Consider the following 16,558-nt stretch of genomic DNA (forward strand, 5'->3'; position numbering starts at 1 on the left):
ATACGCAAGGTCATTTATACCACCAACGCCATCGAATCTCTCAATGCCAGCCTGCGTCAGGTCACCAAGACCAGAAGGTCATTCCCGAATGATGATGCAGTGCTGAAGTTGTTGTATCTGGCTTTACACCAGATTGCTAAAAAGTGGACAATGCCACTGCGAGATTGGAAGCCTGCCATGACGCAGTTTATGATCATGTACGGTGACCGAGTATCGTTATGATAAACAGCCACTTACACAGAAGATTTTATAGTCTCGAATATGCCCAGAATTAATCTGTAAACATTTTGCTGAGTATCCAAAGTACGAGGTCGCAGTAGAAGATCGATTTCAAAAGTTCTGTGAAAAAGAACAGAACAGTAAATAGTGAAGTGTATACTGTGAGATGACTTTTAGTTAGCTCCAGCTATTTTTCGTTTATAACCGCCGTTCAAGCATTTTCGTAGGGCGGTTATGTCTCTATAGCTGTCCTTTGCTCAGTTCAGCTGAATTGGCCTATTAAGCAATTTTCATCATTCATTATTTCTTCAATAAAATCAGAAATTGTAAAACCAAATCTAGCAAAATACTCCTCACCATCAATACCTGCGAAATCACAAACGGCGGCGTATAACTGCGGCAAAGTTCTACAGTCTAGTAGCGCTTTTCTGCCTTCATGATCATTGTTGTTACTCCAGTAGTCGTACGGATGACTTCTCTGTACATGATCGTAAGTTGATATGCAGTCTGAAAGGCACAACTCTTCGACGGAAGCATGTTCTATCCGGTCATTAAGTTCTTCGATTAATTTCTCACTGTCGCTTTTAGAGATACAGACTTTTCCAAGCCTAAAGTACCTCTCATTGGGACTCCATAATCCTCTGCCATCATCCTCATATATTGTAGATGAAAAGTAGTCAGTGTCGTCCCAGTAATTAACACACAAATAACTGTCATATTGAGATGGCACATACCAAGCTGCTGACTGAAGCATCAACTTACGAAGTTTAGGGTCCGCCTCACTATCTATGACTTTTAAAACTTGATCGATATTGAGCAGTACAGATTCTCGTTTCGACATTTCAATAAATGACTTAAAACCAATAGCTTGTGCGAATATATTTCGCCATTCATTGAGTTTGTATTTGGTCTTGTCACGCAAGGGACTGATGAATTTAGCGTCGATATCTTTTGGAGCTAAAATTAACATTTTGGGATATACAAGCATAAAAATTAATTCCATGTTTAAGTCAGTCTTTTGGGCGCTGATAGCATAATGTCTGACACTAAGAATCAATTATGGCTGTATGTTGAGAGATTGGTATGTGGGTTTACCGCGCCCGCGATAGGCCACCGCCTTATTCGTATAGTAATTATTATGGTAGTAAAGTCAAGCCATATCCCATAAAGACAATTGATGATGCTTAAGGCCATGTTAGTGGTGACTGTTTTATCTGAGAAAACGGTATCTACGAGATTGATGAAGTAGGCATTTTGACTTGTTTTAATCTTGGTGTGCGATCAATGCTGGAAATCCGGATTTGTATTAATGATCCCCTACTCGAACAATGGACTGCCACAATTATCGTCAATTTGAGCAATATCCTCTGAGATTACCCCATCATCTTTATAAACTTGCAGGATTCAGTTATGACTAACCTGGATTCATCGCTTGTGGTGCCTAAGGGTTCAAGTTTCTTACCTTGCTAACAAATTAAGTGGTCCAGAGAGAATAAGTTTTTCTAACTCTGCAATTTAACTATTTGCGACCATCACTACCGCGCCGGCATTAAAATCGGGGTTAATGGCATGGCCGGCGTATCCTCGCGGATTGCACACAACCCGACAACCATGAACATAATAATCTGCATTGGAATGAATATGTCCGTGCACCCAAAGTGCAATATTATGGCGCCGCATAGTGGCTTCGAGGTCTGAAACGTAGGCGCCAATAATCGGATTAGATTGCTCACCATCAGGTACAGATTTTATGGAGGGAGCATGGTGACTTACCACAACGTTGGTAGCGACCGTTGACTGCGCCAAAGAGTTTTCAAGCCAATTCAGTGACTGTTTATGAATTGCCGCTATGTCTTGCGGACGAATTTTAGAATAATTGGGCGCGCGTTTAATTTTCTTGAAATCGTTCATCCGTTGCTGGCATTCAAAGCCTGTTAGCCGGGCGTCTCCAAAAATCTCAAAGTCGGTCCATAACGTCGCGCCATGGAATCGCACACCATCAATGTCTACGAACTGGTTTTCTAAAAAGTATACTGACGAGCCGGCTAATACCTCACGTATTTTCCCCTGTAAAACAGGGTAGGTCTGTTTGTAATATTCATGATTACCCAATACGTAAATTACGGGAATATCGAAATTTTGCGCGAGCAGCCATTCAGCGCCTTTGGTACCGGTGTGCAGATCACCGGCAACAACCAGCACATCTGCATCTATCCTAGGCACCTCAAAATCACCGAACTCAAGATGGATATCACTCAAAAACTGCAGCTTCATTTTGCTCACTATATAAAGTTGGCGTAACCGTTTCATACTACCGGTATTTACCCAGTGAATCTAAGGATTACTTAATAAAGCGTGGCGCGCTTTCTAAGAGAATCTTAGGCACCGATTTAGCTTTGGTGCCAACATGTCTGACAAATCCGTTCTGCCGTTACCTAAACGCCTGAAAGCTGCAAGATTGGCTGCAAAGCTTACGCAGGAAAGTTTAGGCATCGCTGCTGGCCTGGATGAGCATGTAGCCAGTGCCCGAATGAGTCAGTATGAAAATGGGGTTCATACACCGGACTACAATTTTGTGCACAAACTGGCAAAAATATTAAAGATACCCACAGCGTATTTCTACTGCGAAGAGGATGATCTGGCCGAGATTATTGCAGCACACGGCAGCAACTAAACTAATTAACTAGCGGCGGATAACATCAACTCATTCGATTATTTAGTGTGTAATTGAAAAGCCGTGCCAAATTTGCTGCGTCCGATACGGCAGAATGTTGCCGGCCTTCCAAGGTAATACCACAAATTTGCAATGCTGTTTTCAGACCAACCCGTTTAATTTTTCGTTGTTTGCAAAACTCCTTTTTGAAGTTCTGATACTCAAAGCCACTAAGAGGATACGCGATGTCAGCCGCTGTGCACTCTGTTGCCAGAATATCCCTGTCACCTTGGCCCCAGGAAATAATCAGCTCAGGTTTACTATCACTAATAAATTGCCCAAAGGTTGCGGCAACATGCTGGATGGTCGGTGCGTCAGCCAGCTGCTTCTTCGTGATGCCCGTTAGCTCACTGCAAAATTGAGTCAGTTCATAGTCTGACATAGGCTGCACATAGCTTTGAAATTCGTCGATGATTTTTCCCCCACCACAAAGAACGGCGCCAACTTCAATGATTTGATGTGGGTATTCCGGCACGTCGCGCTCGCAGGTTAACTCCAGGTCAAAGGCTATAAATCTCAAATGCGTTTCCAATAATAGAGGAACGTTAATCATCATGAGCCATCATTAAGAATTAGCTCTTTTTCGGGAAATTTTACTTGCTTATATTCTAAGTATTCCTTAGATTTGTGCAATGGCAAGTCGGTTGAAAAACTGTACACGCAAAGCTATGGGCCTAACGGTAGTAAACCTATGGTTGCCAGGCTGCACCCCGCAAGTAATTCGTGCATCCGCTTTGCTTCATTTTTTAAATTTAGCGGAATGTTGAATATGCACAATTTTAAATTAACTGCCTTAGCAGCGGCTACTCTGGCGATAACCTCAGCCACTGTTTTTGCACAAACCCATCAACATTCGGCCAGTTGCGGACACGATGAACTTAACAGTCCTGTGCTCCAGCAAATCGGCCAAAGTCGGTTTAATGGTGCATTTGCAAAAAAAGCGGCGCCTTTTGCTGATGGCGCTGTGCGAACCATGAACTTTTCGGCTTCATCAGATAGCTTTATTGATGTGATTGTTTACGTACATCCGTCATACATTGATGATTTATCAACGCCAATTCGATTTGATGAAAATAATAAGCCTATCGAAAACGGTGCGCAGTTTATGCACGACCGCGTACAAGATCAGTTCGATAAACTGAATGCTGCTATGGAAATAAACAATGTAAATGCTCGCTATCGCGTTGCATACGTGCATATTTTAGACGTTCAGCTTCCCGAGCTTGGCAATACTGATGCCCTTTATGATGAATTCGGTGAAATTGCACAATGCACTACCGGTGACTGGTTAGATTTTGCGCCAGAGTTCTGTAATACGCCGGTCTATCAAGCTGCTTTTGATTTGTATAGCCGAAGTGGTGTTGATACGTTTCACTATTTACGCTCTGCGCGTGCTAATGGATCGGGCATCGTAGGTTTGAGTGGTTTCTTCTCTGGTTCAGCTACCTACGACGATTACGCTGCAAATGTCTCTGGCATGGTTGCAAATGGTGATGGTCAAGAGATCATTGAGAAGTATTTGAAGCAGTACGGTAGCGTTACAATTCACGAAGTTGGTCATGTTTTAGGTGCAAACCACCCTGATGAAGATTTTGATGGAAAAGGTCATCAGGCGCATTTTTGTGGTGAGCTATCGCCGGGTTCAAGTTTAAAGAAACGGACTGTGATGGCATCTGGTGAAACGCACTTATTCTTCTCTGATCCAGAAGTTGTAGTTCAAGGTGACGCTTGCGGCATTGCTGGTGTAGCTGATAACTCAGATGCCGTTCGTAGCAACGCACCACTTTTGGCCGCAGTTGCTGATAAGCCTGTGGTAAGCACTAACTTTGAATTCACTCAGAGCAGCATGGTAGTTGATTCAGGCTCAGGCAAGCATACTTTCCAGTTGCAACGGCTTGGTGATTTGTCTCAGCCGGTATCAGTCAATTTAATGGCTGTTGACAATACAGCTTGGGAACTACGTGATTTCCACTTTGGCTGGCAGGAAGTTTTGTTCGCCGCTGATCAGGCTTATGCTGATGTTGAGTTTACAGCGCTTGAACGTGAGGGTAAGCACCCTAATACCCAGTTTGCTGTAAAAATGATGTATGCCACTGCTGGAAACCTTTCAACTGAACAGATACAGGTCAACATTCAATCTACTAATCCGCCCATGATTGGTAGTGTCTCACTCGCGCAAAGCACTAACTCTGTGATGGAAAATGCCGGCACAGTGACTTTAACCATTAATCGCACTAACGGTGTTGATGGTGAAGCTGTGGTATCCGTTAAAACCCGCAACCAAACGGCGATTGCCGGTACTGACTACACCGCTGTGGATACCCAGTTGACTCTTGCCGATGGTCAGGAGTCAGCCACGGTAATGGTTAATATTATCAATAACAGCACCTATCAGGGCTCACGGACCTTTGCATTAGATATTGTCCCCACAACCGAGGGGTTAACCGCTGGTACTACAACGGCCACTATTACCATTACTGACGATGAAGTGCCACCAAGCACGGGAGGCGGTTCTGGTGGTGCAGGCGGTGGTTCAGATACTGGTGAAAGCAGTGGTGGTTCATTCAGCTTTATTACCGCTCTGTTTGGCGTAATGCTGCTAATGCGGCGCAAGTTTACTAATCAATTCCACAACGAAAGGAAGTAAAAAATGGAAGGTACCGTTCTTCACTATGATGACACAACAAAAACAGGCATTATCAAAAATGATAGTGGCGACAGATATGATTTCGGCAGTGCTGACTGGAAATCGGGTGGTAATCCCCGTATTGGCGATAAGGTAGATTTTGTAGCAAGCGATAAAGTTGCTTCTGACATATTTATCATAAAAAGTACTGTTCAACTTAACATGGGGAACGTGACCGACAAACTTGCCGGTTTTCAAAGCTCAGATGTCGGGCAGAAAATTAGCGCGCTGTTTACTCATGGCGTGCACAATAAACTCGGCTTTTTCGCATCACTGGCAGTTTTAATATCACTGTTTTTTTCTGTGGTTGAGGTTCCTCTTTACGGCTCAGTCAGCCTTATTGCTGGTGCAACTGGCAAATTGACGTTCCTTCTGCTTATCGTATTGGCAATCCTCTTTTATGGTGGAGCAACAAAGCTCTACACCCGTGTTTTAGCCGGCGTTGCCCTTACACTGCTATTTTTACAGTACTACAATATGGTTTCTGATCTTATGGAGCTATTTCGCTATGGCCGGGTCGGTAGAAATACCCCGAATATATTTGCGCTATTTCAGTTTGGTGCACTGATTAACATCATCGCCAGTGTGGTTCTGTTTGTAGCCGCATTTTTCAGACCATACCGTAATAACGAGCACTCACTCTGATTTAGAGGCTGCTATCTATTAATGACGGTGTCATTGAGGTTTTGGCAGAATTTATTTCTGCCAATCTTTACCTGCTTGCAGCTGAACCCATTGCTCAATATCGCGTAGATACCACCTAACGGTTTTCGGCCCCAATCTAATTGGTTTCGGAGCATCGGGCTGCTCTTGGATTTTATACCAATGTGATTTGCTAACCAGCAATATTTTCAACACGTCGACTAATTTTAATAACTGCATTTTGATACCCCCATATTATGTTGAAATCATTTTCGGTGATGGTGAATTCAGTCGCAATGATGAAATTAGCCAATTCAATTTGTTGGTATTTTGGTAAAATCTTCTAATACAGAAAACCCTTTAAAAACAATTATTTAATTTTAGTATTCCTTTCGGCTTAAGAGGTTGGCCGGCGGCAGAGTCATTAAATTTGCGGTTAATACTTGTCAGTTAGCCCGGCTCAGTAACGCAGAGGCATGGACAGTGCTTAGATTGCCATTGGCAGCGGTTTCAATATGATCGCTCCACCAATCCATCATGGTTCTACGATGGGCCAGATATTCTGCGTTGTTATAAATACGCCGGATATAATCGTCATCGCCATGGGCGAGTGACGTTTCAATCCAATCCCGATTAAATGAATTTTCGTTGAGCACCGTACTGGCAAGCGCACGCAATCCATGTGCTACGAGTTTGTTTTTATAGCCAATTTTTCGTAATGCATTATTAACTGTCTGTCGGTTCAGGTGTAGGTTTTTCCGATAAAACGATGGGAAAATATAATCACCGCTGCTAAATTCTCGCATTACACTGAGTATGGCTAAGCACTGTTTAGATAGCGGTACCTGATGTGGCCGGTCCATTTTCATTAATTCGGCCGGAATATTCCAAATTGAATTGGCAAAATCGATGTCCTGCCAACGTGCCGTAACTGCTTCGCCAGGGCGTACCATAGTATGTAATTGAAATTCAAATACGCAGCGGGTTGCCAGCGCAAGATCGCTCGAATAAAGCCGTTGCATTAGTAACGGCAACTCTTGTGGTTTGATCGTTTTCATCCTCGTGCTGGTAGGGCTGATAAAAGCCTCTTTTATGCCACCTAACCGATTGTGTTCCAGTTGACCTGTATTCTGAGTCCACACCATCAGCTCATTAATACGCTGACAAAGCCTGGAAAGGGTCTCCAGTTTACCTGCTTTCTCCAACGGTCTTAACACCTCTATGATTTGCATTGGTGTGATTTCCGTAATAGGCAGATGGCCTATGGTAGGCAGCAAATGATTTTCGAAGGACCGGCGAAAGTTGGACGCATATTTCTGACTGAGTTTGCTAGATTTTACCTGGAACCACTGTTCAAACATTGAATTAAGGGTGCTGTTAGCAGCTTTTACTGCGCTGAACTTCAGTTGTTCTAGCCAGCGCTGTGGGTCCGTGCCTGCTGCCAGCAACTGCCGGTATTGTTGCCGGCGCTCCCGGGCCTCAGCCAATCCCATCGATGGATAACTACCCAATTTGATATTATTGTGAGTCTTCAGATAGGGCCTCATATAGCGAAAGATCCAGTTCTTGCTGCCACTGGGAAGAACTCGTAGTTGCAGACCACTACCATCATATAGAGTGATGTCTTTCAAAGCAGGTTTGCAAGCCCGTATGGTTAAGTCGCTTAAAGGAGGGATTTTTTTCGGCACTACATTTCACCAATTTTTTGCAAAAATTAAATTCAATTGAAAGTTATTTTGCGGTGAGTGAAGTGACACCTGCAACTGTGAAATCAATTGAATTTATAAGCCGGCGGCAAGGGCTGACGAGAATAGTAGGCAAAAGAATGGTGGCTATTTTTTCGTGTTAAAAATCATTGCTATTTTTCGCGGCCGCCTTTGTGGCGCTGCGCACCCCAAAGGCGGCAGAGCCGGAACGCGAGGCATTCCGGCAAAAGCAATAACGATGCAAAAAATGAAGTGTATATTAAGTTTGCATAACCGCTAGATTTTCATTTTCGACGAAAATAGTGCTATTATCGTGATATATGGGTGCAATGTGGTGAATTTTAATGGGTGATTCGAATTTCGAGCTAAACCATAATTCCATAATGGTTACTCCGGATAGTTGGCAAGTTGTATTAATTACCCCGCCTGCTGAGCTTGGTGCTCCAGTGTATAAAATATTCTCAGGTTGGGATTTACCTGAGGAATGGCGCCTGTCATCAGGTACCCATGATTTGGATAATTTAAAGAGCTTTAGCAGCTACTTTTTATGGCGACAATCATCAGGTACGGTTTACCAGCTAAGCAAAAATAAACAGCCTGAATTTACTGAATATGTTCAATCAGTTTTTAACGCAAAGGTTCTGGCACCGGCCAAAGAGTTTGAATTCGATATCCAGTGCCTATCAGCTGCAGATTTAGACAACGCCTTAACCAAAGCCTGCTAAGCAGCAGGCTTGTATAGCGGGATGTTGGCCAGGCTGACATTGCCCTGAGCTGCTGACTGAATATGGTCGCTCCACCATTGCATCATATCTCTGCGGCCTTTTAAGTAACTGGCTTTGTTGTATGCCCGTCTAACCTGATTTTTATCTTCGTGGGCGAGGGCGCTTTCTACCAGGTCTCCATAAAAGCCGGCTTCATTTAAAATTGTACTGGCCAGTGAACGCATGCCATGGGCAACTAAACGATTGGCAAAGCCCATACGTTTTAACGCCATATTGGCTGTTTCTCTATTAATATGACTGCCTTTGTGTCTGACAGACGGGAAGACATAAACTTGTTCGCCACTAATAGGCTGCATGATTTGGAGTAAGGCGATGGTTTGGAGTGACAGCGGGACCTGATGTGGCCGTCTTTTTTTCATAAACTCTGCCGGAACAGTCCAAATGGCCTCTTCAAAGTCAATGTCTTGCCAACGCACTTTAACGGCCTCACCCGGCCTGACCATCGTATGCAATTGCCACTCGATCAGGCAGCGGGTAGACAATTGAATACTTGCTCTGCTTAAGCGCTGCATTAATTCTGGCAGCTCCTCTGGCGTCAGAGTTTTCATGTTCTCGTTTTTGGGGGAGCTAAAGGCCGCTTTTATGCCGCTTAAACGGTTAAACTCCAGTAAGCCCGTGTTGACGGCCCAGGTCATTAACTCGTTAATGCGTTGGCAAAGCCGGGAAAGCGTCTCTAACTTTTCTGATTTTTCCAGTGGGCGCAGGATCTCAATAATCAATTGGGCGTTGATGTCTTTAAGTAGTAAGTGACCTGCTTTAGGGAAAACGTGTTGCTCGAAAGAACGCTGAACATTAAATGCGTGTCGTTGACTGATACTTTTAAACTTCACCTCAAACCATTTTTCACAGGCATTTTGAAAAGTATTTAGGGCATCTGCCGACGCCTGGCTATTTTGCTGCTCCAGCCAGCGTTGTGGATCAATATTCTCTGCTAAAAGTTGCCGGTATTTAGCTGCCATTTTTCGGGCAGCAGAAAGTCCTATTGCAGGATAGTTGCCGAGCTTCAGATTATTGCGTTTCTTCACTAGAGGCCTGACGTAACTAAGGTACCAAGATTTGCTGCCAGAAGGGCTGATCCTGATTTGTAAGCCGTCCCCATCGTAAAGAAGATAGAGTTTAGCAGAAGGCTTTGAGCTACGAATTATTGTGTCGCTTAAGGGTATGATTTTCTTTGGCATTTCCACTCCTTAGCACCCTTTTTGACACCACAGCTTTTGCAGTTTTAGGTCTGTGGTGTCATCTGTGGTGTCAAAAAGAGAAATTCTCTTTGGACCGGATTGGACCCATTAAGACCAAAACTAAGGCTAAAGCTTGATATTTAAAGGTTTTTTCAGGAGGTTCAGACCATATAAGACCGGGTTGTACTGTCTTATGGCTGCCCCAGCAGGAATCGAACCTGCAACTGCCCCTTAGGAGGGGGCCGTTATATCCATTTAACTATAGGGCAAACGCGCGGGTAATAACGCGCGAAAGTTTAACAGAATAAATGGCTTAAGTGAACGGCTAAACAGGGTGTTGTTCAGTTGTTTTATCGCTGTGCCATGGCTTATAAGCCTGAAGTTTTGATACTTATCAGATCGCCAATTTGTAAATGACTTAACAAGGTGGGGGAGCCAGCACTAGCCCAGGCATTATCGCTGCTGATTTCAGTTATTTTAAGATTAACCGGGCTTTTATGCAGCTTTTCCAGACCATCTTTACCGGCAAATCGCTGGATTTGCATCACGGTTACGCTATCGCCCAACTGTAAACCCTGACGAGCACCTTTGTCTATGGCCACCTGATGCTGGTCAATATGGCTTACCTGTGCCAGTAGCCCCTGGCAGTGGGTGCGCTGCTGAATGTCTTTGGCGACTGCTTTTAAAACCGTATCAATTTTCTGGCCATAAGGTTGCTGCCAGAATAGCTGGCTATGGCTGCCGGCAACAGCTAACTCGCTGTGCCACTGGGCCTGCGTGCGGTATTGTTGTTGAAACACCAGTTGATTGTTAAATAAATCTATCAGGGTAACATCCAGAGCAAAGTAGCGCTCAAAGTGTTCATCCTGCCAGAATCGGCTGGTTCGCTTGCCCAGCGACAAATCAGTAATCTTGCTAATTAATGCAAACTGCTGGCCGTCGGTAAACAACTGGCGGTTAATGCTGTCAGTCATCAGCTCGGGTTTTAAACTGTAATCAACTGCACTGACTACAATCGCCGGGCTGTAATCCTGCAGATGACGTGATAGTTGGGCCGTAGCGTTCTTATCCAGCTCAAATAACTGGCCGTGGACAGCGTCACGCCTGGCACCCAGTTCAACCTGAGCCAGCAATAGTGGTTTTTTTTGTTGGCTGCCATGACAACTTTGCTGTTGCGGTAAGATTTCCGCTTGCAAGGTTACGGTAACATAGTTATTGCCGTAGTTTTCGCTAAGTAAGCGAATTTCACGAATTTCTGAACTGCTATCAAGAGTGAGCTGATGCTGCTGCATAACCCCGGCAACCAATTTTTGCTGGCTGCTTACCTGGACGCCGGCAAATAAAGCGGCCCGTTCCAGCGCATCAGCTATCGCAGTTTGCTTAGCTTTAGCAATATCGCCTTGCTCTATTAATGCCTGGCCTGTCATCTCGTACCAATTGGCACTAACAGGAGCACTAAGTAACAGGGCGCAGCAGGCAGTGGCTAGTAGTCGTAGTTTCATAGGTCGCCAACACTGAGTTGAGATAATCTTCATTTATTATCTGTAGCAAAAACTGTGCCTTTGTTTAATTCAGGCCAGCATCATGCTGAAGCTAAACGCTGACATGGCCTAATGAAGGTGGCGCAGAATTTGCTAGAGAATTGCTGCTATGAAACGCTAAAAATTACAGAAATAAATTCAGGTTAGGTCCTGACTATGGATGCATTATGATGAAATTAGTTTTTATCACATTTTCTGCACTACTGCTTAGCAGTTGCAGCCAGATTTTTGATAAGCATATTGAGTATGCGTCGGTTAAGCCTGAGGCTTTTCCGCTCCTACACGCTGTGGGTATGGCGCCGATCTCGTTGCAACCCGGTGGTTCTGATAGCCAGAAAATATTACTGGCGATGCGGGCATCGAAACTGGAAGCCTATCGCGAGCTTGCTGAGCAGGTGTATGGTCAAAGAATTGACAGCAGTAACAGTATCAGATCAATGGTTGCGGCTAATGATCAGTTTGGGACATCGGTGCAGGGGGTGATACGCGGAGCCAGAGTTGTGAAAACCTATGCCCTGGATGATGCTTATATAACGGAGTTAGAGCTGGATTTTGAGCAGGTATATCACTTATACCAAAACGTCTATCCGCGCCAGACCATTAAAAGCATTCATTACTACTAAAAAGCATGGGTTAAACTGCCAGGAGACTGGCTCAGGCTTTGATACCCTTTCCCATATTGTTAACAGTGGGTTTGCCTTTACTGGTATAGGTTAAGCCCGACTTGCCCCTTGCTGACAACAGCTCTGTTTTCAGGCGCTGCAAGGTAAGCTGGCTTTGTTCAAGGGTAAGTTTATTCACATCATTTTGTTGTTTACAGGCTGCTAATGCTGCTTCGAGCTGGGTAATCTGCTGCTTAAACCAACTCTCAGTTCTGGCTATGTCCAGCAATTCACTGCCAGCAATGTTAGTGTCGGTCGCCTGAATTTCGGTCAGCAGGTTTTGCTTATCAATGGTAATACTATTAATGGAGTCAATGTCGCGTGCGGCAAGAGCGGCAAGTTCTTGCCGTAATAACAACAAAAGCGCATCCAATTGCGCTTGCTGTTGTTGTAGCAGGGAGCTGAGAGGTTCAAATTGGCTGTTCATTATTCTTTAAACAAATCACCTTCAAATTGCATAATCCGCCGGGCAAGCTGTTCAACATTCACTTGATACTTGCCTTCTGCGATAGCCTGCTTAATTTTATCAACCTTTTCCTGGTCGACACCACTGGCCGCATTAGCTTTTTCCTGCAATTTATTAAATTGCTTGGCCTGTGGTGTTATAGATACCGAGTCCTGGCGCTGCGCAGCACCTTGTTGGGTTGCCTGTTGAGTTGCATTTTGTTGCACAGTAGCCTGCTGCCGCTGTGTACTCTGCTCAACTTTGTCATTTTTTACCTGAGATGTATTCTGCAGGTTATTGATATTTATAGCCATGATAGAACCTCTTTACCTTAAACCAGTTCCCTATGTTCAGGTTAACGGCTGAGCTTTAAAAAACTTTAGTTTATTTTTTAAAATTTTACTCTTACTTGATTAACAGCAACCACCTCAGTCTGAATTTTTCTGCCAGACTGCTGATTCTGCACTGCTATGGTGTCGCCAAGCGTACCATCCTGATCTGCAATACCACTGGCTGATACACTAAGGCCGCTGTTATCGATCAGTATTGTAACAACATCCCCACGACAGACAAGGCAAAGATCCTGCATCGTGATTAGCTGACCATTATTCAGTGCTCTTTTACTGCGCGCGCCAACAATCTGACGTGGGTCGCTTACCAGATTACCACGCACAAAACGCCGCTCTTTATCTGCCAGTTGTAACATATCGGCTGTTATCACAGTACCTGTAGCAATATTTTGACGCACCGTTAAGGCTTCAACCATTTCGGTTACCTTCACTGGTATGTATAACTGCCACGTACCTGGCTGGCTGCAACTGATATTGACGGTAAACTGGCGGGCATTACTATTTTGTGGCCGGCTGAATTCAGGTTCGCCGGCACATAATTTATTACCTATCCGATTATCCAGTGGTACTATGCTTAGCTCAATCCTAGTGTCTGCAGACATCCCAAGTTCTTGCTGTAGCCATTGCTCAGTCATTTCAGTCAGTTGCTGTGGGCTGTACTCTGGTATGCCAGATTGCCCAGCCCAACCCATATTACTGATTAAAAATAATGAGATAAAGAAAATGGCATAAAATTTATCGTACTTGTTCATATGGTTTCAGCTATGCTTTATTGGCTAACAGTTATACTATTGCCGGTGTAACGAAAATTAAAATATTGCGCGGGCATAAAACCAGATTATCCGGTTAAGTGCTATGAGCAATTTACTCTGGCTGTGTAGTTGTTTAATTGCCACATACGTTGCTGCAATTATAGCGCCAGAATGTAGTAACAGGAGTGGCAAATGGCCAGCATATTAGATTCCGTCAATCAGCGTACCCAGCTAGTCGGTCAGAACCGGCTGGAATTACTGATGTTTAAGCTAGCTGGCCGGCAACGTTATGGCATAAACGTCTTCAAAGTACGTGAAGTATTACAATGCCCACCATTAACCGTTATTCCCCGGCAAAATAAATATGTCAGGGGTATTGCCCATATCCGGGGCCAGACTATTTCAGTTATCGATTTAAGCCTGGCAACCGGTGGTAAGCCGGTCGCAGATCTCAGTACCGCCTTTATTATTATTGCCGAGTATAATCGTTCGGTGCAGGGCTTTCTGGTGAGTTCTGTCGATCGCATCATTAATATTAACTGGGCAGCGATAATGCCGCCACCAAAAGGCACCGGCGGCAAACAAAGTTATCTGACAGCGGTAACGGAAATTGACAAAGAACTGATTGAAATTCTCGATGTAGAGAAAATTTTGGAAGAAATCTCCCCCTCGCCAACGATAATAAGCAGTGGGGTGGATACGGCAACCATAAGCGCTGATCTGGGAGACAGACTGATTTTAATCGCTGACGATTCAACAGTGGCACGTAACCAGGTAAAAAAAGCGTTGGAAGGGCTGGGCGTGAAAATGCACCTGGTTCATAATGGTCGTGAAGCGCTTAACTACTTGCAACAGGTAGCCAAAGAGTGCGAAGTGTCAGTAACTGAAAAAGTAGGTTTACTGATTTCTGATATTGAAATGCCAGAGATGGATGGTTACACCCTTACAGCTGAGATAAGGCTTGATCCGCAACTGAAAAACCTGCATGTTATTTTGCATACCTCGTTAAGCGGGGTATTTAATCAACAAATGGTTAAGAAGGTTGGGGCTAACGACTTCATAGCAAAATTTAACCCAGATGAACTGGCAGAATCGGTGCAAAAGTGGCTGCATGCAGAATAAGTGCTAAGGGCGAGTTGTGACCAATAAAGAGCTACAGGAAGGCGAATATAAACTGTTTCGGGATTTTCTCGAGCAGCAATGCGGTATTGTGCTCGGTGACAACAAGCAGTACCTGGTAAAAAGCCGGCTTGGGCCATTGATGCACCGGTTTAATATTGCCACCTTGTCTGAGCTGGTTAGTAAAACGTTAAGCCCTTTCGAGCGCCAGCTACGAGCTGCTGTGATTGATGCGATGACCACTAACGAGACCTTGTGGTTTCGCGATACTTATCCTTACGAGTTATTGAAAAAACAAATTTTGCCGGAGCTGGAAAAAAGTTGCCGTACTCTGAAAATCTGGTCGGCGGCCAGCTCGTCGGGACAAGAACCTTATTCTATTGCCATGACCGGGTTGGAATATCAGCAAAGCAGGCCAGGGGCATTTAGTCTGGGTTTAAATATTCTGGGTACTGATATCTCTAATACCATGCTTGAGCATTGTCAGCGGGCAGAGTATGACGGCTTGGCGCTATCCAGAGGCTTATCACCTGAGCGACGTAGCCGGTTTTTCGAAGAAAGTGGTAATGGCATGATGCGGGTAAAAGATTATGTCCGTAAAAACGTTAACTTTCGTCATCTTAACCTGCTTGACAGCTATACCTTATTAGGCAAATTCGATATTATTTTTTGCCGTAACGTACTTATCTACTTCTCTCCCGATTTAAAAGCAAAAATTATTAAACAGTTTGCCCAATCACTTAACCCCAGAGGCTACTTGTTTTTAGGCGCCTCTGAATCTATTTCCAGCGTTAATAATGATTTTGAAATGTTACGCTGTAATCCCGGCATTATTTACCGTAAAAAGGTTTAACCTCAGCTGCTGAAAAACTGGCCTGTGTTTTGCATTTGATTTGCCATAGTTCCAGCTAAGGTGGCAAAAAAATGGCAATCAGTTTTGAAAAAGCATTTGGTATGCACCCACATGCCTTATTAATTCGTGAAAAACGCTCTGAAGTGTTGGCCGAAAATATTGCTAACGCTGATACCCCTGGCTATAAAGCTAAGGATGTCGATTTTCAGCAGGCGTTACAGATAGCTAAGTCCCGCCAGGGTCAAGATCCCAGTCGTACTCACGAACAACATTTTCATATTGCCTCTACTCTGCGCAAAGACACCTTATTCCGTAACCCGGACCAACCTGACACAGGTGATGGCAACAGCGTTGATATTCATCGTGAACGCAATGCTGTTATGCAAAACAACCTGGAGTATCAGACCAGTTTAACTTTCCTTAATAGTCGGATTTCAGGGTTGAAAAAAGCGCTGACCGGCTCGGGGCAATAATTATGAGCATTTCAAAAGTATTTGATATTGCCGGTAGCGGCATGACCGCTCAGTCGGTACGAATGAATACCACCGCCAGTAACATTGCTAACGCCAATAGCGTCAGCAGTAGTGTTGAAGAAACTTACCGCGGCCGGCATCCGGTATTTGCCGCAGAGCTTTCCAAGGCGAGGCGAGAGCAGGGAGACAGCGCCGGGGTTAAGGTGCTGGGGATTGTAGAGTCTGATGCGCCGCTAAATGTGGAATATGCGCCTAACCACCCGCTGGCGGATGAAAATGGCTATATCTACAAGCCAAATGTCAACATTATGGAAGAGATGGCGAATATGATCTCTGCATCCCGCTCTTATGAAACCAACGTCCAAACTGCAGATGCTGCAAAACAAATGATCATGCGCACCTTGCGGATGGGTCAGAGTTAATAAGGAATAGCA

General features: G+C 44.4%; 20 protein-coding genes, 1 tRNA gene and 1 riboswitch. Of the genes, 10 read left to right on the forward strand and 11 right to left on the reverse strand.

Features of this window, described 5'->3' with window-relative positions; genetic code table 11:
- A partial coding sequence (locus H141_RS20180; protein WP_019676377.1) for a transposase occupies positions 1–222 on the forward strand: 222 nt, incomplete at its 5' end.
- A 259-nt stretch (positions 223–481) separates the two neighbouring features.
- Here H141_RS20180 and H141_RS0111295 read toward each other — a convergent pair.
- Entirely contained in the window at positions 482–1,222 is a 741-nt protein-coding gene (locus H141_RS0111295; protein ID WP_157610871.1) for a hypothetical protein, read from the reverse strand.
- A 512-nt stretch (positions 1,223–1,734) separates the two neighbouring features.
- The gene (locus H141_RS0111300) at positions 1,735–2,493 is read right to left on the reverse strand and encodes a metallophosphoesterase (protein ID WP_033425500.1); all 759 of its coding nucleotides are present in this window, start codon (positions 2,491–2,493) and stop codon (positions 1,735–1,737) included.
- A gap of 133 nt (positions 2,494–2,626) precedes the next feature.
- On the opposite strand from H141_RS0111300, the gene H141_RS0111305 reads away from it, so the two are divergent.
- On the forward strand, positions 2,627–2,893 hold the full coding sequence (locus tag H141_RS0111305) for a helix-turn-helix domain-containing protein (RefSeq protein ID WP_019676380.1): 267 nt from the start codon (positions 2,627–2,629) through the stop codon (positions 2,891–2,893).
- A 25-nt stretch (positions 2,894–2,918) separates the two neighbouring features.
- Here the strand turns inward: H141_RS0111305 and H141_RS0111310 are convergent, their stop codons facing one another.
- Complete coding sequence (locus H141_RS0111310; RefSeq protein ID WP_019676381.1) at positions 2,919–3,488, reverse strand: 3'-5' exonuclease; 570 nt, start codon at positions 3,486–3,488, stop codon at positions 2,919–2,921.
- Between the two features lie 68 nt (positions 3,489–3,556).
- A riboswitch (cyclic di-GMP riboswitch) is annotated at positions 3,557–3,643 on the forward strand.
- A gap of 58 nt (positions 3,644–3,701) precedes the next feature.
- Here H141_RS0111310 and H141_RS0111315 point away from each other — a divergent pair.
- Positions 3,702–5,579 carry a Calx-beta domain-containing protein gene (locus H141_RS0111315; RefSeq protein ID WP_169337173.1) on the forward strand — a complete coding sequence of 626 codons (1,878 nt, stop codon included), beginning with the start codon at positions 3,702–3,704 and terminating at the stop codon, positions 5,577–5,579.
- Between the two features lie 3 nt (positions 5,580–5,582).
- Entirely contained in the window at positions 5,583–6,263 is a 681-nt protein-coding gene (locus H141_RS20940) for a hypothetical protein (RefSeq protein WP_019676383.1), read from the forward strand.
- 51 nt (positions 6,264–6,314) lie between these two features.
- Here the strand turns inward: H141_RS20940 and H141_RS22100 are convergent, their stop codons facing one another.
- Positions 6,315–6,500 carry a helix-turn-helix transcriptional regulator gene (locus H141_RS22100; protein ID WP_019676384.1) on the reverse strand — a complete coding sequence of 62 codons (186 nt, stop codon included), beginning with the start codon at positions 6,498–6,500 and terminating at the stop codon, positions 6,315–6,317.
- A gap of 206 nt (positions 6,501–6,706) precedes the next feature.
- On the reverse strand, positions 6,707–7,948 hold the full coding sequence (locus H141_RS0111330) for a tyrosine-type recombinase/integrase (protein WP_026349404.1): 1,242 nt from the start codon (positions 7,946–7,948) through the stop codon (positions 6,707–6,709).
- A 362-nt stretch (positions 7,949–8,310) separates the two neighbouring features.
- On the opposite strand from H141_RS0111330, the gene H141_RS0111335 reads away from it, so the two are divergent.
- Positions 8,311–8,691: a hypothetical protein gene (locus H141_RS0111335; RefSeq protein WP_019676386.1), complete on the forward strand. Its 381-nt coding sequence runs from the start codon at positions 8,311–8,313 to the stop codon at positions 8,689–8,691.
- Here H141_RS0111335 and H141_RS0111340 read toward each other — a convergent pair.
- The 3 genes from H141_RS0111340 to H141_RS0111350 all read right to left on the reverse strand — a co-directional run bounded on the left by H141_RS0111340 (position 8,688) and on the right by H141_RS0111350 (position 11,431).
- Positions 8,688–9,929 carry an integrase domain-containing protein gene (locus H141_RS0111340; RefSeq protein ID WP_026349405.1) on the reverse strand — a complete coding sequence of 414 codons (1,242 nt, stop codon included), beginning with the start codon at positions 9,927–9,929 and terminating at the stop codon, positions 8,688–8,690. The genes H141_RS0111335 and H141_RS0111340 overlap by 4 nt on opposite strands.
- A 194-nt stretch (positions 9,930–10,123) precedes the next feature.
- Positions 10,124–10,198 (reverse strand) — tRNA-Arg (locus tag H141_RS0111345).
- Positions 10,199–10,297: 99 nt separating this feature from the next.
- The gene (locus tag H141_RS0111350; protein WP_026349406.1) at positions 10,298–11,431 is read right to left on the reverse strand and encodes a flagellar assembly protein T N-terminal domain-containing protein; all 1,134 of its coding nucleotides are present in this window, start codon (positions 11,429–11,431) and stop codon (positions 10,298–10,300) included.
- Between the two features lie 206 nt (positions 11,432–11,637).
- Between H141_RS0111350 and H141_RS0111355 the strand changes: the two genes are divergently transcribed.
- Positions 11,638–12,093, forward strand: a complete 456-nt coding sequence (locus H141_RS0111355) for an LPP20 family lipoprotein (protein ID WP_019676389.1) — start codon at positions 11,638–11,640, stop codon at positions 12,091–12,093.
- Positions 12,094–12,124: 31 nt separating this feature from the next.
- Here H141_RS0111355 and flgN read toward each other — a convergent pair whose 3' ends face one another.
- The 3 genes from flgN to flgA all read right to left on the reverse strand — a co-directional run bounded on the left by flgN (position 12,125) and on the right by flgA (position 13,679).
- Complete coding sequence (flgN, locus tag H141_RS0111360) at positions 12,125–12,559, reverse strand: flagellar export chaperone FlgN (RefSeq protein WP_019676390.1); 435 nt, start codon at positions 12,557–12,559, stop codon at positions 12,125–12,127.
- Entirely contained in the window at positions 12,559–12,891 is a 333-nt protein-coding gene (flgM, locus tag H141_RS0111365; protein ID WP_019676391.1) for a flagellar biosynthesis anti-sigma factor FlgM, read from the reverse strand. The genes flgN and flgM overlap by 1 nt, the downstream gene beginning before the upstream one ends.
- A 77-nt stretch (positions 12,892–12,968) precedes the next feature.
- Positions 12,969–13,679 carry a flagellar basal body P-ring formation chaperone FlgA gene (gene flgA / locus H141_RS0111370; RefSeq protein ID WP_019676392.1) on the reverse strand — a complete coding sequence of 237 codons (711 nt, stop codon included), beginning with the start codon at positions 13,677–13,679 and terminating at the stop codon, positions 12,969–12,971.
- 192 nt (positions 13,680–13,871) lie between these two features.
- Between flgA and H141_RS0111375 the strand changes: the two genes are divergently transcribed.
- The 4 genes from H141_RS0111375 (at position 13,872) to flgC (ending at position 16,546) form a co-directional block, all read left to right on the forward strand.
- The gene (locus H141_RS0111375) at positions 13,872–14,801 is read left to right on the forward strand and encodes a chemotaxis protein CheV (RefSeq protein WP_019676393.1); all 930 of its coding nucleotides are present in this window, start codon (positions 13,872–13,874) and stop codon (positions 14,799–14,801) included.
- 16 nt (positions 14,802–14,817) lie between these two features.
- Positions 14,818–15,651 carry a CheR family methyltransferase gene (locus H141_RS0111380; protein WP_019676394.1) on the forward strand — a complete coding sequence of 278 codons (834 nt, stop codon included), beginning with the start codon at positions 14,818–14,820 and terminating at the stop codon, positions 15,649–15,651.
- 71 nt (positions 15,652–15,722) lie between these two features.
- Positions 15,723–16,124, forward strand: coding sequence for a flagellar basal body rod protein FlgB (gene flgB / locus H141_RS0111385; protein WP_019676395.1), 402 nt, complete (start codon positions 15,723–15,725; stop codon positions 16,122–16,124).
- A gap of 2 nt (positions 16,125–16,126) precedes the next feature.
- A complete protein-coding gene (gene flgC / locus H141_RS0111390) occupies positions 16,127–16,546 on the forward strand; it encodes a flagellar basal body rod protein FlgC (protein WP_019676396.1) in 420 nt (139 codons plus the stop codon).
- Positions 16,547–16,558: the final 12 nt, after the last annotated feature.

It is taken from the genome of Arsukibacterium perlucidum DSM 18276 (genome assembly GCF_000382165.1).
Taxonomy (GTDB): domain Bacteria; phylum Pseudomonadota; class Gammaproteobacteria; order Enterobacterales; family Alteromonadaceae; genus Alishewanella; species Alishewanella perlucidum.

Excerpts from the sequence above, each read along its gene's own strand:
- H141_RS0111350 (WP_026349406.1), bottom strand. The coding sequence starts at position 11,431 with ATGAAACTACGACTACTAGCCACTGCCTGCTGCGCCCTGTTACTTAGT.
- H141_RS0111375 (WP_019676393.1), top strand. The coding sequence starts at position 13,872 with ATGGCCAGCATATTAGATTCCGTCAATCAGCGTACCCAGCTAGTCGGT.
- flgA (WP_019676392.1), bottom strand. The coding sequence starts at position 13,679 with ATGAACAAGTACGATAAATTTTATGCCATTTTCTTTATCTCATTATTT.
- flgN (WP_019676390.1), bottom strand. The coding sequence starts at position 12,559 with ATGAACAGCCAATTTGAACCTCTCAGCTCCCTGCTACAACAACAGCAA.
- H141_RS0111315 (WP_169337173.1), top strand. The coding sequence starts at position 3,702 with ATGCACAATTTTAAATTAACTGCCTTAGCAGCGGCTACTCTGGCGATA.
- H141_RS22100 (WP_019676384.1), bottom strand. The coding sequence starts at position 6,500 with ATGCAGTTATTAAAATTAGTCGACGTGTTGAAAATATTGCTGGTTAGC.
- H141_RS0111355 (WP_019676389.1), top strand. The coding sequence starts at position 11,638 with ATGATGAAATTAGTTTTTATCACATTTTCTGCACTACTGCTTAGCAGT.
- H141_RS0111300 (WP_033425500.1), bottom strand. The coding sequence starts at position 2,493 with ATGAAGCTGCAGTTTTTGAGTGATATCCATCTTGAGTTCGGTGATTTT.
- H141_RS0111340 (WP_026349405.1), bottom strand. The coding sequence starts at position 9,929 with ATGCCAAAGAAAATCATACCCTTAAGCGACACAATAATTCGTAGCTCA.
- flgB (WP_019676395.1), top strand. The coding sequence starts at position 15,723 with ATGGCAATCAGTTTTGAAAAAGCATTTGGTATGCACCCACATGCCTTA.
- H141_RS0111295 (WP_157610871.1), bottom strand. The coding sequence starts at position 1,222 with ATGGAATTAATTTTTATGCTTGTATATCCCAAAATGTTAATTTTAGCT.
- H141_RS20940 (WP_019676383.1), top strand. The coding sequence starts at position 5,583 with ATGGAAGGTACCGTTCTTCACTATGATGACACAACAAAAACAGGCATT.
- H141_RS0111335 (WP_019676386.1), top strand. The coding sequence starts at position 8,311 with ATGGGTGATTCGAATTTCGAGCTAAACCATAATTCCATAATGGTTACT.
- flgM (WP_019676391.1), bottom strand. The coding sequence starts at position 12,891 with ATGGCTATAAATATCAATAACCTGCAGAATACATCTCAGGTAAAAAAT.
- flgC (WP_019676396.1), top strand. The coding sequence starts at position 16,127 with ATGAGCATTTCAAAAGTATTTGATATTGCCGGTAGCGGCATGACCGCT.
- H141_RS0111310 (WP_019676381.1), bottom strand. The coding sequence starts at position 3,488 with ATGATGATTAACGTTCCTCTATTATTGGAAACGCATTTGAGATTTATA.
- H141_RS0111305 (WP_019676380.1), top strand. The coding sequence starts at position 2,627 with ATGTCTGACAAATCCGTTCTGCCGTTACCTAAACGCCTGAAAGCTGCA.